The organism is Streptomyces sp. NPDC008317, assembly GCF_042955955.1.
Classification (GTDB): domain Bacteria; phylum Actinomycetota; class Actinomycetes; order Streptomycetales; family Streptomycetaceae; genus Actinacidiphila.
In genome coordinates this window covers 174,581-201,578 of sequence record NZ_JBIBFQ010000008.1, presented here as the reverse complement: position 1 = coordinate 201,578, position 26,998 = coordinate 174,581, and the positions used below count along the sequence as shown (strand labels likewise).

At 74.8% G+C, this 26,998-nt stretch carries 7 protein-coding genes; 5 read left to right on the top strand and 2 right to left on the bottom strand.

Annotation, left to right across the window (positions count from 1 at the left end; all coding sequences use genetic code 11):
* Nucleotides 1–284 precede the first annotated feature (284 nt).
* On the top strand, nucleotides 285–3,917 hold the full coding sequence (locus ACFY9V_RS25575; protein WP_391163068.1) for a BTAD domain-containing putative transcriptional regulator: 3,633 nt from the start codon (nucleotides 285–287) through the stop codon (nucleotides 3,915–3,917).
* Between the two features lie 457 nt (nucleotides 3,918–4,374).
* Here ACFY9V_RS25575 and ACFY9V_RS25570 read toward each other — a convergent pair whose 3' ends face one another.
* Nucleotides 4,375–4,569: a hypothetical protein gene (locus ACFY9V_RS25570; RefSeq protein ID WP_188281614.1), complete on the bottom strand. Its 195-nt coding sequence runs from the start codon at nucleotides 4,567–4,569 to the stop codon at nucleotides 4,375–4,377.
* Here ACFY9V_RS25570 and ACFY9V_RS25565 point away from each other — a divergent pair.
* On the top strand, nucleotides 4,541–5,230 hold the full coding sequence (locus tag ACFY9V_RS25565) for a hydroxyisourate hydrolase (protein ID WP_391163067.1): 690 nt from the start codon (nucleotides 4,541–4,543) through the stop codon (nucleotides 5,228–5,230). The genes ACFY9V_RS25570 and ACFY9V_RS25565 overlap by 29 nt on opposite strands.
* A 10-nt stretch (nucleotides 5,231–5,240) precedes the next feature.
* On the opposite strand, the gene ACFY9V_RS25560 is transcribed toward ACFY9V_RS25565, so the two are convergent.
* Nucleotides 5,241–6,644, bottom strand: a complete 1,404-nt coding sequence (locus ACFY9V_RS25560) for a condensation domain-containing protein (protein WP_391163065.1) — start codon at nucleotides 6,642–6,644, stop codon at nucleotides 5,241–5,243.
* Nucleotides 6,645–7,423: 779 nt separating this feature from the next.
* Between ACFY9V_RS25560 and ACFY9V_RS25555 the strand changes: the two genes are divergently transcribed.
* The 3 genes from ACFY9V_RS25555 (at nucleotide 7,424) to ACFY9V_RS25545 (ending at nucleotide 26,986) form a co-directional block, all read left to right on the top strand.
* Complete coding sequence (locus tag ACFY9V_RS25555; protein ID WP_391163064.1) at nucleotides 7,424–16,339, top strand: SDR family NAD(P)-dependent oxidoreductase; 8,916 nt, start codon at nucleotides 7,424–7,426, stop codon at nucleotides 16,337–16,339.
* A gap of 39 nt (nucleotides 16,340–16,378) precedes the next feature.
* Nucleotides 16,379–21,940, top strand: coding sequence for a beta-ketoacyl synthase N-terminal-like domain-containing protein (locus ACFY9V_RS25550; protein ID WP_391163062.1), 5,562 nt, complete (start codon nucleotides 16,379–16,381; stop codon nucleotides 21,938–21,940).
* 159 nt (nucleotides 21,941–22,099) lie between these two features.
* Entirely contained in the window at nucleotides 22,100–26,986 is a 4,887-nt protein-coding gene (locus tag ACFY9V_RS25545) for an SDR family NAD(P)-dependent oxidoreductase (RefSeq protein WP_391163061.1), read from the top strand.
* Nucleotides 26,987–26,998: the final 12 nt, after the last annotated feature.

The following is a 26,998-nucleotide window of genomic DNA, read 5'->3' as shown; positions in this document are numbered from 1 at the left end:
AGGCGGCGGGTCGGCGCGCGGCGGGGATCGGCGCCCAAGCGCGGCCCCGGCAGGAAGTCGATGACGCACTCATGTCACACGCGCCCCACTCACCCCAGTGGCTCTCTTCGAAATCAACCATGCTGCTATGGACATCTTGATTTGTGCTGCGTCATGAATGAGAATTCGTCCAATTGAGCGGCACGGAGTACACGCAATAGAGGCCCGCCGCGCACACCGGGGCCTCGCGCGGCGGGACAGCGCACTCACCCGCTCCGTTACCGACAGTAGCCGGGGGTAAATCGTTGGAGTTCTGCATACTCGGGCACCTCGAAGTCTCGGCGAACGGGCGCCCGGTGCAACTCGGCGGTGCCCGCGAGCGGACGGTACTGGCGATGCTGCTCATCGAGGCCGGTCATGTGATCCCGGTGGAACGGCTCATCGACGCCGTGTGGGGCGACGACCCGCCGGCGACCTCGCGTGGGCAGATCCAGATCTGCATCTCCAACCTGCGGCGGCGCATCCTCGCGGGCGGCGGCGAGGACCTGATCGAGACCCGACGGCCCGGCTATCTGCTGCGGGTCCCCGCGGGCACGCTCGACCTGCACCGGTTCGAGGCCGAAGTCCACGAAGGGCAGGCGGCGTTGGCGGCCGGGGACCCGGCCGGGTCGGCCCGCATCCTGCGGGACGCGCTGCAACTGTGGCGCGGTCCCGCGCTCGCCGACGTGGACAGCACGCTGGTGCAGCAGGGAGTGGGGCGGCTCAACGAGCGACGGCTCGCCGTGCTCGGCGAGAGCCTGAAGTCCGGGCTGATCGCGGGTGAACAGCACCGGCTGATCGGCGAGTTGACGTCCCTCGCGGCCGAGTATCCGCTGCACGAGCACTTCAGGGCGCTCCTGATGATCGCGCTCTACGCGGCGGGGCGGCAGGCGGAGGCGCTGGACGCGTACCGCAAGGTGCGTGAGGAATTGCAGAGCGAACTGGGCATCGACCCGGGCAGTGAACTGCGCGGCCTGCACCGGGCGATGCTCGCCGGTACGTTCTCGCTGCCGGGCGCGGAGCCGGACGAGACGACGTCGGGGCGTTCGACGAGCCGGGACAGCCGGGACCACGACGGTCAGGGGCGTCAGCCGCAGCACCGCGAAGACCAGCGGCGCGACGACCAACACCGGGACGACCAGCGGCGGGAGGACCAGCGGCGCGACGAACAGCGCCGGGCCGACCAGCGGCGCGACGATCAAAGGCGCGACGACCCCCGCCGGGACGACTACCGCCGGGACGAACGCCGACGCGACGAGCAGCGCCGCGACGAACACGGGCGGGACGAACACGGGCGGGACGACCCGCGCCGTGACGACTACCGCGCGGACGAACACCGGCGCGACGAACCCCGCCGCGATCAGTGGGACCGCATGGAGCGGGACCGCGACGACCGGTACGGAGACCGGGACGATCCGACGGGCAGCGCGCCCGCGGAGTCGGCCCGGCCGCCCACCTCGACGGGCGCCCCCATGCCCGGCGCCCGCGCCGACCCGGAGGGTGCCTCGGACCAGGCGCGCGGCCAGGCCGAAGGGCAGTCGCCGCACCAGCCGCCGGCCGAGGAGCCCAAGCGGCGCGCGCCGAGCCTGCTGCCCGCCGACATCCCGGACTTCACCAGCCGCAGCGAGACCGTGAACGACATCGTGCGGCAGATCGGCGGCGACCAGCGCCACCGCAGCGACCAGGCGGTGCCCGTCTGCGTGATCGTCGGACAGGGCGGCGCGGGCAAGACGACGCTGGCCGTGCATGTCGCGCACCTGCTCACCCAGGACTTCCCCGACGGCCAGCTCTTCGCGCACCTGCGGGTCGGCGACCGTCCGGCGAACCCGTCCGACATCCTGGAGCGCTTCCTGCGGGCGCTCGGTGTCGTCGGCCCCAGCCTGCCCAAGTCCCTTGAGGAACGCGCCGAGCTCTTCCGCGACCTGGTCAGCGGGCGGCACGTACTGGTCGTGCTGGACGACGCCATGACGGAGCGTCAGGTCACCTGGCTGCTGCCCGGAAGCGCCGACTGCTCGGTGATCGTGACGAGCCGTCAGCGGCTCACCGGACTGCCCACCGCGGGCCGGGTGGAGATCGGCGCGCTCAGCGAGAGCGGGGCCGCCGCGTTGCTCGCCCGCTACATCGGTGAGGCGCGGGTGGTCGCGGAGGCGGAGAGCGTCACCGAACTCTCCCAGCTCTGCGGCCGGTTGCCGCTGGCGTTACGGATCTCGGCGGCGCGGCTGGCGGCCCGTCCGCACTGGAGCGTCGCCGACCTCGTCGACCGGCTGCTCGACGAGTCCCGCAGGCTGGACGAGTTGAACCACGGTGAGATGCAGGTCAGGGCCAGCATCTCGCTGACGTACGACAGCCTGCCGGACGACGCCCGGCTGCTCTTCCGCCGTCTCGCCCTGCTCGACGTGCCCAACTTCGCGGCCTGGGTGGGCTCCCCGCTGCTCCAGGTCGACGTGCTGCGCGCGCAGGAGGCGCTCGAAGTCCTGGCGGAGGCGTATCTGATCGACGCCACGCCAGGTCCCGGCGGCCATGTCCGCTACAGCTTCCACGACATCATGCGGCCCTTCGCGCAGGAGCGGCTGGCGGAGGAGAGTTCCGAGGAGCGGCTGGGCGCGCTGGAGCGCTGGCTCGGCGCGCTGCTGTCGCTGACCGGTGAGGCGCACCGCCGCGAGTACGCGGGCGGCTATCTGGAACGGCGCAGTTCGGCGGAGCGCTGGCGGCTGCCCGACCGGCTGGTGGAGCGGCTGCTGTCCGACCCGCTGGCCTGGTACGAGCAGGAGCGTACGTCGATCGTGGCGGCCGTGCGGCAGGCGTCGGCGGCCGGACTGGTCGAGCACTGCTGGGACCTGGCGCTCAGCTCGGTGACGCTCTTCGAGGCGTACTCGTACTTCGGCAACTGGCGCGAGACGCACGAGATCGCGCTCAAGGCGGCCTGCCGGGCGGGCGATCAGCACGGCGAGGCGGCGATGCGCTACTCGCTGGGCTCACTGCACATGTTCGAGCAGAGCACGGACCCGGCGATGCGGCAGTTCGAGCGGGCGCACACGCTCTACCACGAACTCGGCGACGAGCACGGCGCGGCGCTCGTACTGCGCAACATGGCCTATCTGGACCGGCTGACCGGTGACATCGCGTCGGCGCAGGAGCGGTGGGAGGAGGCGCTGGGCGTCTTCCAGGTCACCGGCGACCGGATCGCCGAGGCGCACGTCCTGCACAACATGGCCCAGGTGCACGTGGACTGCGGTGAAACGGCTACGGCGCTGCGGCTGTTGGAGCGCGCCGAGGCGATCTGCCACGAGGTCGGCAACCGCCGGGTCACCGCTCAGGTACAGAACCGGCTGGGCGCGCTGCACCTGCGGGTCGGGCGGCTGGACGACGCGCATGTCGCCTACACCCGTGTGCTGGACAGTGTGCGGGTGACCGGCGACAAGGTCGGCGAGTGCTACGCGCTGCTGGGTCTGGCGACGGTCGACCTGCGCCGCGGCGAGCCGGGTTCCGCGCGGGCGATGCTGACCGAGGCGCTCGAACTGGCGGTACAGGCCGGCGCCCGCATGGTGGAGAGCCGGATCGCGCTGGCGCTCGCCGAGGCGCTGCTCACCTCGGACGTCGAGGCGGCGCCGGAGTACGTCGAGCGCGCGCTGACCGGCTTCGAGGCGATCGGCGCGACGTTGGACAAGGCGCGCGCGATGGTGCTGCGCGGCCGGGTGCACGCGGCATCCGGCCGTCCGCAGGGCGCGCGTGCCGACTGGCAGGCGGCGGCGGGCATGCTGACCGGGCTGCGGACGGACAAGGGCGGTGTCGCGCTGGTCGAGGAGGTGCGGCGGCTGCTGCGTACGCTGGCCGACGGGGGCGCCGACGCGGGTGTCACCGCGGCGCAGCTTCCGGCGGAGGCCGAGCTGCACAGCTGAACGGCTTAGGAGTCGCCGGGGAGTTGGGGGAACGCCAGCTCCCGGCAGGGGGCCTGCCGGGTCGGCGGTGTTTCCGGTCGGCGTGAAGGTGCGGCCGACCGGGCGTCGTGGAGCGGGGGCGCCCGCCGGTGCGGGCAGGGAGAATCCGGGCAGCCGGTAGCACCGGGTGTCACGGGGTGGAAGGCGCCCAGCCGTGTGGGCGGCCCGGGGTCACGGGCGTCATGGTGCGGAGGTACCCGAGAGCGCGGGCGGGTGGGGGTGCCGGATCTCCGACGGTGCGGGATGCCCGTGTCGGCACGGGCTTCGTGGGGAGACGATTCGCCGGATCGAACCAGGGCGCCGTGAGAAAGGGCTCATCCGGCCGACCGAGCGGCGGTCGTCGTGGGGTGGAACTGGGGAAGCGGTGGTGCGCGGTGCGGTGGTACGGGGTGCCGGGCCGCGAGGGCCGCGGCGGAGGTCAGTCCCAGATGGTGTTGTCCGTGGAGGCGGTGGGGGTGGGGGTCGGCTTCGGCGTTCCGCCGTCGACACGTACGACCGAGGTGTGGCCGTTCGTGGACGAGTGCGTCGAGGTGACCGCGACGGCGACGCCGCCCGTGAGGGTGACGAGCAGGGCGGCGGCGGTGATGCTGCGGCGGAAGGCGCGAACCGTCATGATGCCATCTCCAAGTCTGTGGGGCCGCCGGTTCAGGTGTCCCGGTGGCTCGATGACTTCATGGTTCGGTGGACCGCTTTCGGTCCGTCCTCGCCCGGCTATCACGGTCGCTATCACGGCGCTCTCACCCGACCGCCGCAGGTCGGCGCGGGGCTCGGCGCGGCGGTCCGGCTCTCGCCCCGCCCTCGTTTCGCTATCGTCGGGGGCCGCCGGTCCTATCGTCCCGGGCCGCCGGAGCGATGGCGGAACGATAGGGGCATCCCCCAACGTCGTGGCCACCCAGGCGCGACACCGCAAAAGGCGCGCCCGAACCCGGAGGCGGGACCCCGTGAGTCTTTGCGTGCACATCGTGGACAGTGCGTTCGGCGTACCGGCAGCGGACGTCGACGTCCTGCTGCGCCAGCCCGCCGGAGACGACTGGCGTGAGCTGGTGCGCGGGCGCACCGGTCAGGACGGCCGGCTGGCGATGCTCGGTGACCGGAACATCCAGCCGGGCATCTACCAGGTGGTCTGCGACCTGGACGCGTACTACGCCGTCCTCGGCTCGCTGCCCCTGCACCCCCGGGCCATCGTCGAGTTCCGGGTGACCGAGTCCGACGCGGACATCCACCTGCCGATCGTGGTCTCCACGCACTCCTTCCTGAGCTACCGCGGCGCCTGAGGCACCGCGACTACCCCTTGGCGAGGGCCGGTTGACGCGGGAACAGATCGGCTCCCAGCTCCCCCCTCGCCCGTCCGTCGTCCAGCAGGGCGCCGACCGTGGCCTCCGGCTCGGTGGCCGCGCGCAGCGCCCCGAGCGCGATGGTCCGCAGGACGGCGGTGACATCCTCCTCGCCGAGCACGTCGGGGTCGGACCGCAGCGTCAGCTCCACCTGGTGAGCCCCTTCGGCGTTGACCCGGAGATAGAACGGGTGACCCGCCTCGCGGGCCGGGGGCGTCCAGGTCAGGGACGCGCCGGACGGGACATCGGCCCGGTCCCGCGCCGGTACGGGCGGCGGTACGTCGGCGGACGGCTCCGCTTCCGCCACGTAGTTGAACCAGCAGTCGTGGACGAAGAGCGAGCCGTCCGGCCCCGGTGCCTCGGCGGCCAGCCGCGCCGCCGCGTCGACGTCGTAACTGCCGTGGCGGTAGGCCAGCAGCGAGCTGAGATGCGCGCGCTTGAGGAAGCCGGACAGCGGCGCGTCCGGGTCCACCGCGCAGAGCAGCGGCACCAGTTGGTTCATGGTGCTGACGACGGGCTGCCACAGCGGGTCGAAGCGGTTGGCGCACATCAGGCTCAGCATGATCCGGTTCCGGGACAGCACTCCGGAAAGGGCCGCGCCGGTCAGCGCGGTCAGAACGCTCTGCGGCGACACCCGGTGTGCGGAGGCGGCGTCCGCGACCAGCGCGGCGAGCCGCGGGGAGCGCAACGTCGCCTGGATGCGGCGCTCGTCGGAACCGGGCGTCCGGGCGGGCAGATTGCTCAGCGGGCCGCCCGCCAGGATCTTCTTCCAGTACTTCTCGGCGCCGCGGCGGTGGCCCGCCCAGGCGTCGCCGTGCTGGAGGACGGCCAGCTCGCGCGGCGCGGGCCCCGGCCGGCCGTCGGCCGCCGGGTCCCCACCGCCCCTGGCCGCCAACTCCTTGAGCTGCCGTTCCAGTTCGCGGATCGCCCAGACGTCCACCACCATGTGCGACATCGACACGGCCAGATAGCGGGGGCGGCCCGCGGCGCATATCAGCGTGCCGTGCCAGCCGGGGTCGCCGACGACGGGGAAGGGCCGCGCGTACAGCTCACGCAGCACCCGCGCGCCGTCCTGCGGGGTCACCAACGGCAGGTCCAACCGGTCCAGCCGGAGCGGGACTTCGGGGTGGACGCGCTGGAAGGGCCGGCCGTCGGCATCGGTGTGGAACGTCGTCCGCAGGCTTTCGTGACGGTATGTCAGGACGCGCAGGGCGCGGTCGATCGCGGGCGCCTGAAGTCCCTCGACGTCCCACAGGGCGGGGACGTTCACCTCCATCAGCCGGTCGGTGGCGAAGGTTTCTATCGATCGCCAGGTCGACAACTGGCCGAAGGTGAGCGGGGCGTCGACGGGCATGGTCCCTCCGTGGCATGAGGTGGAGCACGAGGCATGGCGTGAGGCGGTGGTCCGGCGTGGCGTGAGGAGGTGGCGCGGCGCGAGGTGAGGCGCCGACGGGGTTTCGGGGCGGCGGTCGTGCGGCGGTCGTGCGCCGGTCGTGCGCCGGAAAGCGGTCGGTGATCGGTAGTCGGCGGGCTGCGGTCTGCGGGCTCCGGGCCGCGCTACGGGTTCGCGTACGGCCGTACGGCCCCTCCCCCCGCGCCCGTCGGCGCGGGGAGGAAGGTGACGAGCTGCGCGGCGCGTGGAACGCGACGGCTCAGCGACAGACGGTGCCGCGCGCGTGGCTCACGGCCGTGCAGACGACCCGGGTGCAGACCACCCGCGTACAGACCACCTTGCGCATTTGCTTCACCTCCTCCCGCACATCGCTCCTGACGGTTTTCCGGCGGCCCTTTCGCCGCATCACACACTTATTCATGGGTCGCTTCTCCTTGTCCATACGCGCGCGTTGGCATCAAGTTCGCGGTATTCCCTGCCACCGCGTTCGGAGCGAACTTCCTTGACCCGCCAGGGCCGTGGAGTCCACGCTTCTGCCATGCCCGGAACAGCCGGGGCCACCGGTGAAGACCACGCCGGCCGCCCCGGTCGTATTTCCCGGTCCTGAGCAGCGGAATGCGTTTACCGAACCGTCAGGACCCGCGAAGAGAAACACGAAGAAGAAATTCACGGCAATGCGCCGCAGTGCGTGCGATGCCGGGCGATGCGTTCTGGAACAGCCAATCCTCGAAAGGTGGGTCATGTCCGCTCTGACTGAACGGTCCACGGCCGCGGAGCCGGTCGCCGTCATCGGCATGTCCTGCCGGCTGCCCGGCGCGAAGAGCCCCGAGGAGTTCTGGCGGCTGCTGAGCGAAGGCCGCGAAGCGGTCGGCGAGGCCCCGGCGGACCGGCGCCAGACGGACGGTACGGCGGGATCGACGGCGGCCGGTGCCGCGGACGGCACGGGCCGGGCCGGGCGCGGCGGATACATCGCCGACGTGGACCGTTTCGACGCCGCCTTCTTCGGCCTCTCCCCGGCCGAGGCCGCGGCGATGGACCCGCAGCAGCGGCTCGTCCTGGAGCTGGCGTGGGAGGCGATCGAGCACGCCCGGATCGTCCCCTCGACCCTGCACGGCACGGCGGCCGGAGTCTTCATCGGCGCCATCACCGGCGACTACGCGCTGGTCCACGACCGGCTCGGCGGCCAGGGGATCAGCAGGCACAGCGTCACCGGCACCCACCGCAGCATCATCGCCAACCGGGTCTCGCACCTGCTCGGCCTGCGCGGCCCCAGCCTCACCGTCGACTCCGGCCAGTCCTCCGCCCTGGTCGCCGTGCGGCTGGCCTGCGAGGAGCTGCGTCGCGGCACCGCCCGGACGGCGCTGGCGGGCGGTGTGAACCTGAATCTGCTCGGCGAGAGCGACCGGGCCCTGGAGCGCTTCGGCGCCCTGTCCCCCGACGGCCGCTGCCACACCTTCGACGGCCGGGCCAACGGTTACGTACGCGGCGAGGGCGGCGGTGTGGTCCTCCTCAAGCCGCTGTCGGCCGCGCTCGCCGACGGCGACACCGTGCACTGCGTCATCCTCGGCGGCGCCGTCAACAGCGGCACAGGAGAGCACCTGACCGTTCCCGACCCCGAGGCGCAGCGCGAGGTCGTCCGGCTGGCCTGCCGCGACGCGGGAGTCGCGCCCGCCGAGATCGCCTACGTGGAGCTGCACGGCACCGGTACGGCGGTCGGCGACCCGATCGAGGCGGCCGGTCTCGGGGCCTCGCTGGAGACCGAGTCGCGGGTGGCGCACGGCGCCCCGCCGCTGCTGGTCGGCTCGGCCAAGACCAACGTCGGCCACCTGGAGGGCGCGGCCGGCATCGTCGGTCTGCTGAAGGTGGCGCTCAGCATCGGCCACCGCACGCTCCCGCCCAGCCTGAACTTCACCTCGCTCCACCCGGCCATCGCGGCCGAGCAGCAGGGCATCGAGGTGGTCACCGCCGCCCGTCCGTGGCCCGGCTCCCCCGACAGCCGCCCGACCGCGGGCGTCAGCGCCTTCGGTATGGGCGGTACCAACTGCCACCTGATCCTGGCGGCGGCGCCCGAGACCGCGCCGAACGGGACTGCGGCGCCCCAGACCGTGCCGAACGAGACCGTGGCGCCCCAGACCGTGCCGAACGAGACCACGCCGAACGAGACCGTCGCGGACGACAGCCCCGAGGTCCGCCGCGACTGCGACGCCGACGCGGCCCCGACCACCCCCTGGCTCCTGTCGGCCCGCTCCCCGCGCGCCCTGACCGCCCAGGCGGACCGGCTCGCCGTCCACCTCGCCACGCACCCCGACGTACCGGCGCGGGACGTCGCGCTGTCCCTGCTGCGCACCCGCTCGGCCTTCGACCACCGCGCCGTCGTCCTCGGCGCGGGCCGCCCCGAACTGGACACACTGCTCGCCGAGTTGGCGGCGGGCCGACCCCACAGCGAGGTCATCACCGGGCACACCGCGACCGGCGGCGTGGGATTCGTCTTCCCGGGCCAGGGCTCCCAGTGGTGGGGCATGGCGCGCGAACTGCTGGCGATCGACGGCCCGTTCGCCGACCGGATCGCCGAGTGCGCCCGCGCGCTGGCCCCGTACACCGACTACGACTTGCTGGACGTGGTGCGCGGTGCGCCCGGCGCGCCCGGCTTCGAGCGGCTCGACGTGGTGCAGCCCGCGCTGTGGGCCGTGATGGTCTCGCTCGCCGAGGTGTGGCGCGCGGCCGGGGTCGAACCGGACTTCGTCATCGGCCACTCCCAGGGCGAGATCGCCGCCGCGACCGTCATCGGCGCGCTCTCCCTGGACGACGGGGCCCGCGTGGTGGCCCTGCGCAGCCAGGTGCTGCTCCAGGTCACCGGCGGCCGGATGCTGTCGGTGTCCGCGCCGCTCGCCATGGTCGAGGAACGGCTGGCGGCCTACGGGGCGGCGACCCTCAGCGTGCTCAACAGCCCCACCTCCGCGGTCGTCTCCGGACCGCTGGACACGCTCACCGAGCTGGCCGCGAGCTTCGACGCCGACGGCTTCCGCACCAAGGTCCTCAAGATCGACTACGCCTCGCACTCCCCCGCCGTGGAAGTCATCCGCGAGCAGGTGCTCGACGTGCTCGCACCGGTCCGGCCGGTCGCCGTCGACACCCCGTTCTACTCCTCGCTGACCGGCGGCCGGGTCGAGGACACCTCGGAGCTCGACGGCGACTTCTGGTACCGCAATCTGCGCCACGCCGTCCGCTTCACCGACGCCACCCGCTCCGCGCTCGCCGACGGCAACGGCCTGTTCGTCGAGTGCAGCCCGCACCCGGTGCTGCGGCACGCGATCGAGGAGACCGCGGAGGAGGCGGGCCACGAGGCCGCCTCCGTGCCCACCCTGCGCCGCGAGGAGGGCGGCCCCGCGCAGGTGCTGCGCGCCCTCGCCGGTGCCTACGTACACGGCGCCGACGTCGACTGGGCGCCCGTCGCGGCCGTACCGGGAGCCCGTACGACGGACCTGCCCACGTACGCCTTCCAGCGCGAGCGGCACTGGCTGGGCGGGGCGCCGATCCTCGGCGCGGCAGCCGGTCCCGGTGCCGCCGGCACCGCGGGCCCCTCGGACGCGGCCCCGGCGCCCGTGGCGGTCCGCACTCCCGAGGCCGTACGCGATCTGGTCACCGCGAGCACCGCCGCGGTCCTCGGGCACGCGGACGGCAGCGCGATCGACCCGCGCCGCAGCTTCAAGGACCTCGGCCTGGACTCGCAGGGCACCGTCGAGCTGCGCAACCGGCTCAAGGACGCCACCGGTCTGAAGCTGCCGACGACGCTGCTCTTCGAGTTCCCGACGCCGAAGCGGCTGGCCGAGCGACTGGCCGAGCTGACAGCGCGGTTGACGCCGCAGACGCCCGAGGCGGACGGCGCGGGCGTGCGGCCCGCCCCCAACAGCGTGACCAGCGACGGCACTTCCGCCGACACCGCTGCCGACACCGGTACGTCCGCCGGTTCCAGCGTCGACCCCGACGCGCCCGAGCCGATCGCCGTCGTCGCCATGAGCTGCCGCTACCCCGGCGGGGTCAGTACCCCGGAGGAGCTGTGGCAGCTCGTCGCGGACGGCACCGACGCGGTCACCGGGCTGCCCGCCGACCGCGGCTGGGACCTGGACGCACTGCTCGGCGCGGGCCCCGACCGGCCCGGCGCCCTGACCACCGTCGGCGGCGGATTCCTGCACGAGGCACCGGAGTTCGACGCCGCCTTCTTCGGCATCAGCCCCCGCGAGGCGCTCGCCATGGACCCGCAGCAGCGGCTGCTGCTGGAGACGTCGTGGGAGGCCGTCGAGCGGGCGGGCATCGACCCGGCCACGCTGGCCGGGCAGCCGGTCGGCGTCTTCTTCGGCTCGATGGCCTCCGACTACGGCCCCCCGCTGCACCGGCCGAACGGCGGCGGTGACGGCCACCTGCTCACCGGTACGGCGCTCAGCGTCATCTCCGGCCGGGTCGCGTACACCCTCGGCCTGCGCGGCCCCGCGCTGACCGTCGACACGGCCTGCTCGTCCTCCCTGGTCGCCCTGCACCTGGCGGTCCGCGCCCTGCGCGGCGGCGAGTGCCCGATGGCGCTGGCGGGCGGCGTGACGGTGATGTCGACGCCCGGCAATCTGGTGGAGTTCAGCAGGCAGCACGGACTCGCCGCGGACGGCCGGGCCAAGGCGTTCTCGGCCGACGCGGACGGCACGTCCTTCTCCGAGGGCGCGGGGGTGCTGCTGCTGGAGAAGCTCTCCGACGCCCGCCGCAACGGCCACCCGGTGCTCGCCGTCATCCGCGGCACCGCCGTCAACCAGGACGGTGCGAGCAACGGCCTCACCGCGCCCGACGGACAGGCCCAACGCGCCCTCGTGCGCCAGGCGTTGGCCGACGCGCGGCTCACGGCCGACGACGTCGACGCCATCGAGGCACACGGCACCGGCACCTCCCTCGGCGACCCCGTCGAGGCCAACGCGCTGATCGACACCTACGGCAGCGCCCCGGGCGGCGGCGACCCCGCCGCCGCGCGACCGGTCTGGCTCGGCTCGGTGAAGGCCAACATCGGTCACACGCAGGCCGCCGCGGGTGTGGCGGGCGTCATCAAGATGGTGCAGGCGCTGCGCCACGAGACGCTGCCGCGCACGCTGCACGCCGACGAGCCGACGCCGCGCGCCGACTGGGACGCCGGACGGATCAGGCTGCTCACCGAGCAGCGGGCCTGGCCGCGCGGGGAGCGGGTCCGCAGGGCCGCCGTCTCCTCCTTCGGCATCAGCGGCACCAACGCCCACGTGGTCGTGGAGGAACCGACCGCGGCCGACCTTCCCGTCGAACGGACGGACCGTCAGGAAACCTCTGCACAGAGCCTGTTGGCCTGGCCGGTCACCGCCCGCACCCCCGAGGCGCTGCGGCACCAGGCCCAGCGGCTGACCGGCGCCGTCGCCGACAGGCGGCCCGAGGACGTCGCCCGCACGCTGGCCGCCCGTACCGTCTTCGAGCAGCGCGCCGTCGTCCTCGGCGCCGGAACCGACGAGCTGATCGCGGGGCTGCGCGCCCTCGCCGACGGCGACCCGGCCGGGCCCGGCACCGTCTCCGGTACGGCCAGGGGCCGCGCCCGGACGGCGCTGCTCTTCACCGGGCAGGGCGGTCAGCGGCTCGGCATGGGACGCGAACTGCACGCCGCCTTCCCGGTGTTCGCGGCGGCGTACGACGAGATCTGCGCGGCCTTCGACCCCTACCTCGACCGCCCGCTGCGCGAGGTGCTGTGGGCCGAGCCCGACGGACCCGACGCGGTCCTGCTGGACGAGACCCGCTACACCCAGCCCGCGCTCTTCGCCTTCGAGACGGCCGCGTGGCGGCTGCTGCGCTCCCTCGGCGTCGAGGCCGACGTCGTGGCGGGGCACTCGGTCGGCGAGTACGCGGCGGCCTGCGCGGCCGGGGTGTGGCAACCGGCCGACGCCGTACGGCTGGTGGCCGCGCGCGGCCGGCTGATGCAGGAACTCCCGCGCGGCGGAGCGATGTTCGCCGTCGCCGCGAGCGAGGAGGAGATCCGCGGCACGCTGGCGGAGCCGCGGTACGCGGCGCGGGCCGTGGGCCTGGCCGCCGTCAACGGCCCGCTGAGCTGCGTGATCTCCGGCGAGGAGCAGACCTGCGAGGCCATCGCGCGGCAGTGGGCCGACGCGGGCCGCCGCACCAAGCGGCTCACCGTCAGCCACGCCTTCCACTCGCCGCTGATGGACCCGATGCTCGACGCCTTCCGGCGGGAGATCGCCGCGACCACCCTCGCCGAACCCCAACTCCCTTACGAGGCCGCCCTGGGCGCCGACCGCTCCTGGACCGACCCCGCCTACTGGGTGGACCAGATCCGGGACACGGTGCTCTTCGCGCCGGTCGTGGACCGGCTGGCCGCCGCCGGTACCGGCGTGCTGTTCGAGGTCGGACCGCAGGCGGTGCTCACCCCGATGGCCCGCGAGAGCCTGGCCGGGCGGCCCGGCAGCGTCGTACCGCTGGTCCGGCGCGGCCGGGACGAACAGGACGCGCTCCTGCGGGGCCTGGCCGAGGCGTTCGCCGCCGGAGCCACCGTCGACTGGGCCGCCACCGCGGCGGACGGCGCCCGTACCGAGCTGCCCACCTACGCCTTCGACCGGCGCCGGTTCTGGCTCACCGACGCGGGGCCCGACGCGGGCTCGACCGCCCGCACCTCGCTGCTGCGCCGCGCGACCACCGTCGCGGCCGACGGCGGCCACCTGCTCGGCGGACGGCTCTCGCTGCGCTCCACGCCGTGGCTGGCCGACCACGCCATCGGCGGCACCGCCGTCGTCCCCGGTACGGCGCTGGTCGAATGCGCCCTCCAGGCGGCGGAGTTGGCCGGGGCGGAGGCGGTCGGCGGACTCACCCTGCTCACCCCGCTGGTCCTGCCGCCACTGGGCGCGGTCGAGGTCCAGGTCGCCGTGGGCGGCGAGGACGCGGACGGGCGGCGCGCGCTGACCGTCCACGCCAGGCCCGCCGACGACACCGACGCGCCGTGGACGGCGCACGCCACCGGCCACCTGACGGCCTCGGCGGACGCCGCCCCCGACGACGGCTGGGCCGCGGTCTGGCCGCCGGCCGGAGCCGAGACGGTCGACCTCACCGACGTGTACGGGCGGCTCGCCGCCGCGGGTTACGGCTACGGCCCCGCCTTCCAGGGCCTCACCGGCGCCTGGCGTGCGGGCGACGACCTCTACGCGGAGGTCCGGCTGCCCGAGGACGTACGGTCCGCCGCGTCCGACTTCGCCGTGCACCCGGCCCTGCTCGACGCCGCCCTGCACATCCTCGTCCTGGAGGCCAGGAACGCCTCGTCGGCGGGCCGCCCTGTCCCCTTCTCCTTCACGTCCGTCACCGTCCCCGCGCCCGGAACCGACGCCCTGCGCGTACGGCTCACCGCGAGCGACGCCTCCGGCGACGGCACCCGGATGTCCCTGTGCGACACGGCGGGACGCCCGGTGGGCGAGGTGACGGTGAGCATGCGCAACGCCCCCGAAGGCTTCGGCCTCAGGGCGACCTCGGCGCCCAAGGACATCGGCCTGTACGACATCGCCTGGGTCCCGACCGCCGCGTCCCCGGCCCCGTCCTCCGAGGACTCAGCGCCCTGGGCGGTGCTCGGCTCCGCCGCCGCCGAACCCGTGGCCGCGGCCCTGCGCTCCTCCGGCCGCCCCGCCTCGGTACTCGCCGACCTCGACACCCCCCGTACGGGCGCGGCCCCGGCCGTCCTGGTCATCCCGGCACCCGAGGACCCGGCACACGAGGACCCGACGCCCGAGGGCCCGACATCCGACGGCCCGACGTCCGAGGAACCGGCAGCGTCCGGTGGCCTCCCCTCGACCGTGCGCCGCGTCCTCGCGGACACCCTCGACCTCGTACGGCGACGCGTCGCCGACCCCGAGCTGGCCGGCACCCGGCTGCTCTTCCTCGCCGACCCCGACTCGCTGACCGGCGGCCCGCTCTGGGGCCTGATCAGGTCGGCCCAGACCGAACACCCCGACGCCTTCGCCCTGGCGGACGCGAGCGGTACGGCACCGGACGAATGGCCGCTGCTGGCAGCCGCGTTGCACCAGGCGGAGCCCCAGACGGCCGTCCGCGACGGCGCCCTGCTGGTCCCCCGGCTCACCCTCCGCGAGACCGAGACCGAGACCGAGACCGAGACCCACACCCACACCGGCACCGGCACCGGCACCGGCACCGAGCCGGTCGACGGCGCGCGGACCGTGGACACCCCGGACACCGGAAGCGCCCTCGGCACCGGCACGGTCCTGATCACCGGCGGTACCGGCGGACTCGGCGCGCGCCTCGCCGCGCACCTCGTGGCACGGCACGGCGTGCGGGACCTGCTCCTGGTCTCGCGGCGCGGCCCGGCGGCCGAAGGGGCCGACGAGCTGGTCGCCGCGCTCGAAGCGCGCGGCGCGGCCGTACGGGTCGCGGCCTGCGACGTCGCGGACCGGGCGGCGCTGACCGCGGTGCTGGACTCGATCGCGGACGACAAGCCGCTGACCGCGGTGGTGCACACCGCGGGCGTGCTCGACGACGGCGTGGTCGCGCGGCTCGACGGTGAGCGGCTGGGGAATGTGCTGCGGCCCAAGGCGGACGCGGCGTGGCTGTTGCACGAGGCGACGGCGGACCTGCCGCTGGCGGCGTTCGTCCTGTACTCGTCCGTGGCGGGCGTGCTCGGGACGGCGGGCCAGGCGGGTTACGCCGCCGCCAACGGCTTCCTGGACGCGCTGGCCGTCCACCGCAGGGCGGCGGGGCTGCCCGCGACCTCGGTCGCGTGGGGCCTGTGGTCCGCGGAGGCCGGGATGGCCACGGCGCTGAGCGCGGTGGACCAGGCGCGGCTGGCACGGATCGGCACGCTGCCGCTCGGCCAGGAGGAGGGTCTGGCGCTCTTCGACGCGGCGCTGGCCGCCGACCTGACGGGCGGCCGTACGGTGGCGGCCCGTTGGGACCTGACCGGGCTGCGGGCCCGCGCGGCCTCCAGCGGGTCACCCGTACCGCCGCTGCTGCGCGGCCTGGTGCCGGCGCCGCGCCCGGCCCGCGGAACGGCCTCCGTCCGGCCCGCCGCGTCCGGTGCGACGGCGCCCGCGCCCGCCGCGGGTCAGGGCGGACTCGCCGGGAAGCTGGCGGGGCTCGACCGGGAGGCGGCGCACGCGGTGCTGCTCGACCTGGTCAGGGAGCGCGCCGCGCTCGTCCTCGGGCACGACAGGGCCGACCGGATCGAGGTCGACCGGCCCTTCACGGAGCTGGGCTTCGACTCGCTGGCCGCGGTGGAACTCCAGGAGGGCCTGGGCCGGATGACCGGCGTGCCGCTCCCGGCGACGCTGACCTTCGACCACCCGACCGTCGCGGACGTGGCGGCCCGGCTCGCCGCGGACTTCGCACCGGCCGAGCCCGTACCGGCGGGCGACCGGCTGTGGGGCACCCTCGGCGACGCGCTGTCCGCGCTGCTCGACGGCAGCGCCGCGGCCGAGGGCCCGGCCGACCCCGACGAGCGCGACCGCACCGAGGCGCTGCTCCAGGCGGCGCTGAGCCGGCTGCGCGACGGCGGCGAGGGACCGGGGCGGCTCCTGAGCCCGGCACTGCCCGGCGGCGGCCTCGAAACCGTCTCGGACGAGGACCTCTTCGACTTCATCGACAACCAACTCTGACATTCGCGACAACCCGACTTCGTACTGGAGGACACGGCTATGACGAGCGAAGAGCGGCTTCGCGAATATCTGAAGAAGGTGGTCGGCGACCTGACCGACGCCCGGCGCAAGCTGAGCGAGGCCGATGACCGCGAGCACGAGGCGGTGGCCGTGGTCGGCATCGGCTGCCGCTACCCCGGCGGGGTCGAGGCACCTGACGACCTGTGGGAGCTGGTGGACTCCGGCACCGACGCGACCAGCCCGTTCCCGACCGACCGCGGCTGGGACCTGGAGAAGCTGTACGACCCGGACCCCGACACCCCCGGCACCAGCTACACCCGGCGCGGCGCCTTCGTGCACGACGCGGGCGACTTCGACGCCCCCTTCTTCCGGATCAGCCCCCGTCACGCGGTGAGCACCGACCCGCACCACCGGCTCTTCCTCGAAGCGGCCTGGGAGTCCTTCGAGCGGGCCGGCATCGACCCGGCGACGCTGCGCGGCAGCAGCACGGGCGTGTGGGCCGGGATGATGTACGAGTTCTACTCGGCGCGTTTCCTCGGCGCCGTTCCCGAGGACGTCGACGGCACCCTCCTGGTCGCCAGCACCCCGAGCATGCTGTCGGGCCGGGTCTCCTACAGCTTCGGTCTCGAAGGTCCCTCGGTGACCCTCGACACCGCCTGCTCGTCCTCGCTGGTCGCGGTCCACCAGGCCGTACGCTCCCTGCGCAGCGGCGAGTGCACGCTCGCGGTGGCGGGCGGGGTGACCGTCATGGCGGAGCCCGACATGTTCGCGGAGTTCTCGCGGCAGCGCGGCCTGGCCCCCGACGGGCGCTGCAAGCCGTTCTCCGCCGACGCCGACGGCACGGTGTGGGGCGAGGGCTGCGGTGTCCTGCTGCTGGAGCGCCTCTCGGACGCTCAGCGCAACGGCCGCCCGATCTACGGCGTGATCCGCGGCACGGCCGTCAACCAGGACGGCGCGAGCAACGGGCAGACCGCGCCCAACGGCAAGGCGCAGGAGCGGGTGATCGCCCAGGCGCTGGCCGACGCCCGCCTGACGCCCCGTGACATCGACGCGGTCGAGGCGCACGGCACGGCCACGCCGCTCGGCGACCCGATCGAGGCCAACGCGATCCTGTCCGCCTACGGCAAGGACCACACGCCGGAGCGGCCGTTGCTGCTCGGCACGATCAAGTCCAACATCGGGCACACGCAGGCCGCCGCGGGCATCGCCGGAATGATCAAGATGATGCAGGCGATGCGGCACGGCAAGCTGCCGCGCACCCTGCACATCGGCACCCCGACCTCGCGGGTCGACTGGTCGGCGGGCACCGTAAGGCTGTTGACCGAAGAGGAGCCCTGGGAGTCGCGCGAGGACGCGCCGCGCCGGGCCGCCGTCTCGTCCTTCGGGATCAGCGGCACCAACGCGCACGTGATCCTGGAGGAGCCGCGACCGGCCTCCGCCGCAACGGAGTTGGAGACCGGGAAGGGTTCCGAGACCGGGTCCGACACCGGCTCCGACACCGGGACCGGCGCCGCGTCCGACACCGGGTCCGGCATCGCGTCCGACACCGGCAAGGCCCCGCTCGCCTGGGTGCTCAGCGCCCGCAGCGCCGACGCCCTGCGCGGCCAGGCCGACCGGCTCGGCCGCCGCGTCGCCGCTCAACCGGCGCTGCGCCCGGTGGACATCGCCTGGTCGCTGGCCGCCACCCGCGCCCGCTTCGACCACCGCGCGGTCGTCGTCGGCCGCGACCGCGCCGAACTCCTCGACCGGCTCGACGGTTTCGCGCAGGGCAGGGACGGCTCCCCGGTGACCACCGGCGTGGCGTCCGGTACGGCCAGGACCGTCTTCCTGTTCACCGGACAGGGCGGTCAGCAGCCCGGCATGGGGCGTCAACTGCACGCCGCCTTCCCCGTCTTCGCCGCCGCCCTGGACGAGGTGTGCGACGCGCTCGACCCGTATCTCGACCGGCCGCTGCGCGAGGTGATGTGGGCGGAGCCCGGCACGCCCGAGGCCGCGGAGCTGGACCGCACCTACTACACGCAGCCCGCGCTCTTCGCCTACCAGGTCGCCGCCTTCCGGCTGCTCGGCTCGCTCGGTCTGGTCCCCGACAAGGTCGCCGGGCACAGCGTCGGCGAGATCGCCGCCGCCCATGTGGCCGGTGTCTGGGACCTGGCCGACGCGGCCCGGATGATCACCGCCCGCGCCCGGCTGATGCAGCAACTCCCCTCCGGCGGCGCGATGTTCGCGATCTCCGCCACGGCGCGGGAAGTCGCCGTCACGCTGGCGGGCAAGGAGAGCCTGGCGCAGGTCGCCGCCGTCAACAGCCCCGCGGACGTGGTGGTCTCCGGTGACGAGGAGACCTGCGCCGCCGTCGCCGCCCACTGGGCGGAGCAGGGCCGCCGCACCAAGCGCCTCACCGTCAGCCACGCCTTCCACTCGCCGCTGATGGAGCCGATGCTCGACGCCTTCGGCGCCGAACTGGCCGCGCTGACCTTCCGTCAGCCGACGCTGGACACCGCCGTCAACCTCGGCGCCGACCGGAGCTGGACCGACCCCGGCTACTGGACCGACCAGGTCCGCCAGGCCGTGGGCTTCGCCGACATGACCGCGCGGCTGGACACGGCGGGCACGGACGTCTATCTGGAGATCGGGCCGCGCCCGGTGCTCTCCGGAATGGTCCGCGCCTGCCTGCCGGACGCCAAGGCCGTGGTGACCGCCGTGTCCCGGCGCACGCTGGCCGAGCCCGAGGGGCTGCTGACCGCGCTCGCCGAGGCGTACGCGGCCGGCGCGTCCGCCGACTGGAGCGCCGCGGCGCCCGGCGGACAGCCCGTCGAACTGCCCACGTACGCCTTCGACCACACGCGCTACTGGCTGCTGCGGACCCCGCCGCGCGGCGACGCCGACGCGCTCGGCCTGACCGAGCTGCGGCACCCGCTGCTGGGCGCGGCGGTCGCCGTCGCCGACGGCGGACTGGTCGCCACCGGCAGGCTGACCGCGGACGACCTTCCCTGGCTGGCCGACCACTCCGTGGGCGGCGCGGCGATCGTGCCCGGCACCGCCCTGCTCGACATGGTCGTCGAGGCGGCGGCGCAGGCCGGTTACGACCGGGTCGAGGAGCTGACGTTCGAGGCGCCGATGCCGCTGCCGGTGACCGGGTCGCTCGACCTCCAGGTCGCCATCGGCGGCGACGGCTCCGTCGGGGTGCACGCCCGGCGCGGCGGCGAGGAGAGCTGGACCCGGCACGCGTCGGGCAGCCTGGCCGCGGGACCCGCGGAGCCCGACGGCTGCGCGTGGGCCGCCACGTGGCCGCCGCAGGGGGCCGCACCGGTCGACCTGGACGCGGTCTACGAGCGGCTGACGGAGCGCGGCTACGGCTACGGCCCGGCCTTCCGCGGGCTGCGCGGCGCCTGGCGCACCGACGGTGAGCTGTTCGCCGAGGTCGAGGTGCCCGAGGGCGCGGAGAACGACGGCTTCGGGCTCCACCCGGTGCTGCTCGACTCGGCCTTCCACCCGTACGCCGCCGAGGGCGAAGGGGACGAGCTGCGGCTGCCGTTCGTCTTCCGCGGGGTGCGGCTGACCGCGGTCGGCGCGTCCGCCCTGCGGGTCAGGATCGTGACCGAGGGCGCCGACCAGTTGTCGCTGACCGCGGCGGACGAGAACGGCGGACTGGTCCTGGACGCCCGCGACATGCGGGTCAGGGCGGTGCCGGCCGCGGCCATGCGGGCGCTCGCCGGAAGCGCGGCCTCGCCCGAGGGCTACTACGGCCTGGAGTGGACCGAGACGACGCTTCCCGCGGTGAGCCCCGGCAGTTGGGCCGCGCTGGGCACCCCGGTCGCCGCGCTCCCCTTCCACACCGGCCCCGACGCGCTCGCCGCGTCCGGCGTCCGGCCCGACTACGTCCTGCTCGACACCGAGGCACTGGACACCGCCGAGGGCGCCGAACTCCCGCAGAGCGTCAGCGAGTTGACCGGGCAGGTGCTCGGCCTGCTCCAGCGGTGGGCCGACGACGCGGCCTTCGCCGCCTCCCGGCTGGTGATCGCCACCGACCCCGACTCGCTCCGCACGGCGGGGGTTTGGGGCCTGGTGCGGGCGGCGCAGGCCGAACACCCCGGCCGGTTCCTGCTGGTGGGCGCCCGCGGCGGCATCAGCGCGGCCCTCGCGGGTCCCGGCAGGGCGGTGGCGCTGCTCGCCGCCGCGGCCGAGGCCGACGAGCCGCAGGTGCTGCTGGAGGACGGCCGTACGCTGCTGCCGCGGGTCGCCCGCCGGGTGCCCGCACCCGCCGTCGAGCCGGCCTTCGGCGACGGCACGGTCCTGGTCACCGGCGGCACCGGGGCGCTCGGCGCGCTGGTCGCCCGGCGGCTGGTCGAACGCTTCGGCGTACGGCACCTGCTGCTGACCTCGCGGCGCGGTCTCGCGGCCCCCGGGGCGCGGGAGCTGGCCGACGAGCTGACCGAGGCCGCCGGACCCGGCGCCACCGTACGGATCGAGGCGTGCGACGCCGCCGACCGCGGCGAGCTGTCGGCGCTGCTGGCCTCGGTGCCGCCGGAGCACCCGCTGACCGGTGTGCTGCACGCGGCCGGTGTCCTGGACGACGGCCTGCTCGCGGGCCAGTCGCCGCAGCGCCTGGCGGACGTGCTGCGGCCGAAGGCGGACGCGGCCTGGCTGCTGCACGAGCTGACCGCGGACCTGCCGCTGGCCGCCTTCGTCCTGTTCTCCTCCGTCGCGGGCGTGCTCGGCAACGCCGGGCAGACCACGTACGGAGCCGCCAACACCTTCCTGGACGCGCTGGCCGTCCACCGCCGGGCGGCGGGTCTGCCCGCGGTCTCGGTGGCCTGGGGACTGTGGTCGACGGCGGGCATGGGCTCGACGCTGACCGCGGCCGACGAGGCGCGGCTGGCCAGGATCGGGGTCGCGCCGCTCGACGAGCGGCAGGGCCTCGGGCTGCTGGACACGGTGCTGACCGACCCCGACGTCGAGGCCGCGGTCGTGGCCTCCCGCTGGAGCCTGAGCGGCCTGCGCGGCGCGCAGGACAGCGGCGAGCGGATTCCGCAGATCCTGCGCGGCCTGGTCCGCGCGGGGCGGCGGACCGCGGAAGGCGGCGGCGCCCGGCAGTCCGGCGCCAACGCCGCGGGCGGCCTGGCCAAGAAGCTCGAAGGACTCACCGGTGACGCCGCGAAGTCCGCGGTCGACACCGCCGTACGCCACCACGTGGCCGCGGTACTGGCCCATGGAGCGCCCGAAGCGCTCGACCCCGACCTGCCCTTCATCGACCTCGGATTCGACTCGCTGACGGCGGTCGAACTGCGCAATCGGCTCCAGACGGACTCCGGTCTCGACCTGGCCCCGACGCTCGTCTTCGATCACCCGACCATCGGCGCCCTGGCGGAGCACCTGGCCATCGCGCTGGTCCCGGCCCCGAAGGATGACGTGACCACCATGGAAGAAGCCCTCGCCCGGATCACCGGCGAACTCAGCTCGTCCGCACCCGCGCTGCGGGACCGCATGGTCGTGGCCCTGCAGGACGCCCTCAACCGACTCGGAGTCCCGATGGACTCCCCCACCGCGGTGCTCGACGAGGCCTCCGACGAGGAGATCTTCGCCTTCATCGACGCCCAGGCGTAATCCCGCGCCGGGCGCACGGCCCGGCCACCGAGGTACAGCGACTCCCCGGCACTCCCACCGGCACTCCCCCGGCACATCGCCGGCGCACATCACCGGCACCACCGGCTCCCGGCACCGGGCAGTCCGTCACCACACCACGAATCGGCAGAGGGCAGGAAGATGGCAGGCGAGGACAGACTCCGCGAATACCTGAAGAAGGCCACGGTCGACCTGGGTGACGCCAGGCGCAAGCTGGCCGAGGCCCAGGCACAGACGCACGAGCCGATCGCAGTCGTCGGCATGTCGTGCCGCTTCCCCGGCGCCGGTTCCGTCGACGCCTACTGGGACCTGCTCGACCAGGGCAGGTCCGCGGTCCTCGACGAGGTGCCGGGCGGCCGGTTCGACCTCGCCCCGCACGTCGAGAACGACGGGGTCTACACCACCCGCGGCGCCTTCCTCGACGACGTGGCGGGCTGGGACGCCCGGTTCTTCGGCAGCTCCCCGCAGGAGGCGCTGCGGATGGACCCGCAGCAGCGGCTGCTCATGGAGCTGACCTGGGAGGCGCTGGAGGACTCCGGTACGCCGCCGCCGAGCCTGGCGGGCAGCCGTACCGGAGTGATGATCGGCTTCTCCGACGTCCTCCAGTACCTGCGCCTGGAGCAGGCCGAGGAAGGTCTGGGCGTGCTGCACGACCCGTACGGCGGCCAGGGCGGTTCCGCCAGCGTCGTCGCGGGCCGGCTCGCGTACCACTACGACCTGCGCGGCCCCGCGCTGACCCTGGACACCGCCTGCTCGTCCTCGCTGGTGGCCGTCCACCTCGCCGGTACGGCGCTGCGCCGCGGCGAGTGCGACCTCGCGGTGGCGGGCGGCGCCTTCCTGCTGATGCACACCGACATGTACGTCAACGCCTGCTCCACCTCGATGCTGTCCCCCGACGGCCTGTGCAAGACCTTCGACGCCCGCGCCGACGGCTATGTGCTGGGCGAGGGCGCCGGGGTGGTCGTCCTGGAGCGGCTCTCCGACGCGGTACGGCGCGGCCACCGGGTGCACGCGGTCATCCGCGGCACGGCCGTCAACCAGGACGGCCGCAGCAACGGCCTGACCGCGCCCAGCCGCAGCGCCCAGGCCGACGTCATCCGCCGCGCGGTGTCCGCTGCCGGGGCGACCCCCGACGACATCGCGTACGTCGAGGCGCACGGCTCCGGCACCAAGCTCGGCGACGCCATCGAACTGGGCGCGCTCACCGATGTGTTCGGGCGCCGCAGCGAGGAACGGCCGCTGCACGTGGGCGCGGTGAAGACCAACATCGGCCACACCCAGGCCGCGGCCGGGATGGCCGGTCTCATCAAGGCCGTCCTGGCCGTCAAGCACCGCACGGTGCCGCCGAATCTGAACATGACCGAGCCCTCGGAGACCGCCCTCGCCGCGGGCGCCGTCCGCCCGGCCTCCGAGTCCCGCCCCCTCCCGACCGACGAGGCGTCGCCGCAGCTCGTGGGCGTCAGCTCCTTCGGCTGGTGCGGCACCAACGCCCATGTCGTCCTGGCGGCGCCGTCGCCCGCGGCGGCCGGGACGGGCACGGCGGCGGGCGTCGGCGGCCCGGTCCGCGCCGGTCTCGCCACCACGGGAGGCACCTCGGCCGACGGCACCGCCGAAGGTTCCGTCGAAGCCGCCCCGGCACCCGGCAGGGCCGAACTGCTGCCCGTCTCCGCCGCCGACGACGGCGCGCTGACGGCGCGGCTGGACGCGCTGGCCTCGGTCGCCGGACGCACCGGCCTCGACGACCTGGCGTACACGCTGCAAAGCGGCCGCGCGGCGCTGGAGTTCAGGCGCGCGGTGGTGGCCGCCGACCCCGAGGACGCTGCCGCCGCGCTGGCGACCGCGGCGCGGGCCACCGGGGTCCGTACGGTCAAGGGCCGCCCCAAGCTGGCGTATCTGCTGCCGGGCACGGGCGACCACTACCGGGGCATGGCGCGCGATCTGCACCGTACGGAACCGGCGTTCGCCGAGGCCGTCGAGACGTGCCTGGCCGTCGCCGAGGAGCGCTGCGGCATCGACCTGCGGGACACGCTGCTCGGTGAGCCCGCGCAGGCGCCGGCCGACGCGGGGGCGGGCTTTCTGGCCAGGCCCGGCAGCGGGGCTGACCTGGCGGACGACCCGGACAGCCACGCGGAGATCGCGCACCTGTCGCTGTTCACCGTCGAGTACGCGCTGGCCAGGCTGCTGGCCACGCACGGCGTCACGCCCGACCTGCTGATCGGCTACAGCCTCGGCGAGTACGTGGCCGCGACCCTGGCCGGTGTCTTCGAACTGCCCGACGCCCTGTGGCTGGTGGCGCGGCGCGCCCGGCTGATCGAGGCGGCGCCCGAGGGCCGGATGCTGGCGGTCGCCGCCGACGCCGACCGGGTGCGCGCCGAACTGGCCGCGTGCGGCGCGGCGGTGGACATCGCCGCTGTCAACGGCCCGGCCATGACCGTGGTCAGCGGAGCGCCGGACGCCGTGGCGACCGCCGCCGCCCACCTCGCCGAACAGGGCCTGGCGGCACGGCAGTTGCGCTCCGCGCACCCCTTCCACTCGGCGCTGCTCGCCCCGGCCCGCGCGGAGCTGGCCAAGGCCGTGGCCGCGGTGCCCCGGCACGAGCCGCGCATCCCGGTCGTCTCCAACGTCACCGGCGCGCCGCTGACCGCCGAGCAGGCCACCGACCCCGGCTACTGGGCCGACCACCTGACCAGCCCGGTGCGGTTCGCCGACGGTCTGGCGGCCTGCGCGGATCTGGGCGTGGACGGCTATGTGGAGCTGGGCCCCGGCCAGACCCTGGGCGGCCTGCTCCGGCAGAACGACCGCAGCGGCGCCAACCCCACCGTGCTCGGCACCGTCCCCGCGCAGTGGGCGGCGGGCGGCCCCACCGACGGCCGCTCCCGGCTGCTGGAGACCTTCGGCCGGCTCTGGGAGCTGGGCGCCGACCTCGACTGGACGTCGCTGCGCGGCGCACGCCCCGGCACGCTCACGGAACTGCCCGCCTACCCCTTCCAGCGGACCCGCTACTGGCCGCGCACGGGCACGGGGACGGCCGCCGCGACCGGCGCCGGCTCCACGGGCGGCGCCGTGCAGCCCGACGACTTCTGCTACGCCCCCGCGTGGCAGCAGGACGTCACCCTGCCCGCGCCGACCGCCGTGGAACCGGCCGCGCCCCTGGTGGTGTTCGCCGACGGCGACGGTGTCGGGACCCGGCTGGCCGAGCTGGCCGCGGCCTGCGGCGCACCCGTCACCGAGGTCATGCCCGGCGGCGCCTGGCGGCGCGACGGACGGCGGGTCGTCATCGACCCCGCCGACCCCGAGCACTACCGCAGGGTCGTCGCGGAAGCGCTGGCCGGGACCGCGGGACCGCTGCGCGTCGCCCACCTGTGGAGCCTGCGCGACCCGGCCCGCACCCCGCTGTTCGCCGAGGACGCCGAGCTGGTCAGGGCGGTCCGGCTGGGCTTCGACAGCCTGCTGCTCACCGTCCAGTCGCTCGCCTCGGCGGCGGCCGAACGCGGCGTGAAGCTGCTGACCGTGACCGCGGGCGCCGCCCAGGTGCACGGCGGCGACTGCACGGCCCCCGACCGGGCGCTGGCCCACGGCTTCGCGCGGATCGCCCACGCCGAGCAGCCGGGTACGGCCTGGCGCGGCGTCGACCTGGACCCGTCGGCGCCCGCTGATACCTGCGCCGCCCACCTCGCGGAGGAGATCGGCCACCGCGCCTGGCAGCACGACGACCCGGCCGCCACCCCCGCGCTGATCGCCTGGCGCGCGGGACGCCGCCTGCTCAAGGACTGGCGGCTGGTGCCGCTCCCCGCGGCCGACGGCGCGACCGGCTTCCCCGTACGCCCCGACGGCGCGTATCTGGTCACCGGCGGCACCCGCGGTCTCGGCCTCGGGCTCGCACGGGAACTCGTACGCTCCGGGGCCCGGCGGCTGGCCCTGGTCGGCAGGACCGATCTGAACGCCGCGGCTGCCGCCGACCCCGAGGGGCGGGCCGCCCAAAGCCTGCGCGACATCGCCGCGTTGGAGGCGTCAGGCGCCGAGGTGCTGCTGCTCACCGCCGACGTCGGCGTACCGGAGGACCTGCGGCGCGCGCTGCGCGACTGCCGGGAGCGGTTCGGAACGCTGACCGGCGTCCTGCACGCGGCGGGCGTCCCCGCGGGCGGCATGGCCGTCCGCCTGACGCCCGGCACGGCCCGTACGGTGCTCGCGCCGAAGGTGCTCGCCATGGGCCCGCTCGCCGAACTCGTCGGCCCCGGCACCCCGGAGGCCGACCGGCCGGAGCTGCTGGTCCTGTACTCCTCGGCGGTCAGCGTCTTCGGCGGCCTGGGCGAGGGCGACTACAGCGCCGCCAACACCGTCCTGGACGCGTACGGCGCGGCGCTGGCCGACGCCGCCGCGGCCACCACCAAGGTGCTGAGCGTGGCCTGGGGCCCGTGGCAGCACGACGACTGGCAGGCCGAGGCGTCCGGCGGCGCGCTGGCCGACCGGGTCCGCGAGCACCGCGCCCGCTACGGCTTCTCCGAGTCCGGCGGCAACGCGCTGCTGGGCAGGCTGGCGGGCGCCGCCCGCGGCAGCCTGCTGGCGGTGCGGATGCCGATGGCCGAGGGGCTGCGCGAGTGGGCGGCGCTGACCGACCTGGCCGCGCTCGTCGCGGCCGGCGCCCCCGCCGACAGCGAACGGCCGCGCTTCCCCCGGCCGTTGCTGCGTACCGAATACGCGGCCCCGCGCACCGAGTTGGAGACGGTCATCGCCGACAGCTGGGGCCGGCACCTCGGCATCGACGGCATCGGCGTCCACGACCCGTTCTTCGACCTGGGCGGCAACTCCCTGGTCGGGATGTCCATGGTCGCCGACATCGAGAAGCGGCTCGACCGCAGGATCGCCCCGGCCGTCCTGTTCGAGCACCCGACCGTCGCCGCCTTCGCGGCGGCGCTCGACGGCGGTCCCGCCGGGACCGCCACCACCACAGCACGCGACTCCGGCCTCGCCCGGGGCGAGAGACGGCGCCGCGCCCGCGGTGCCCAGCCTTCCATCACCCGGAACTAGGAGGACGGATTC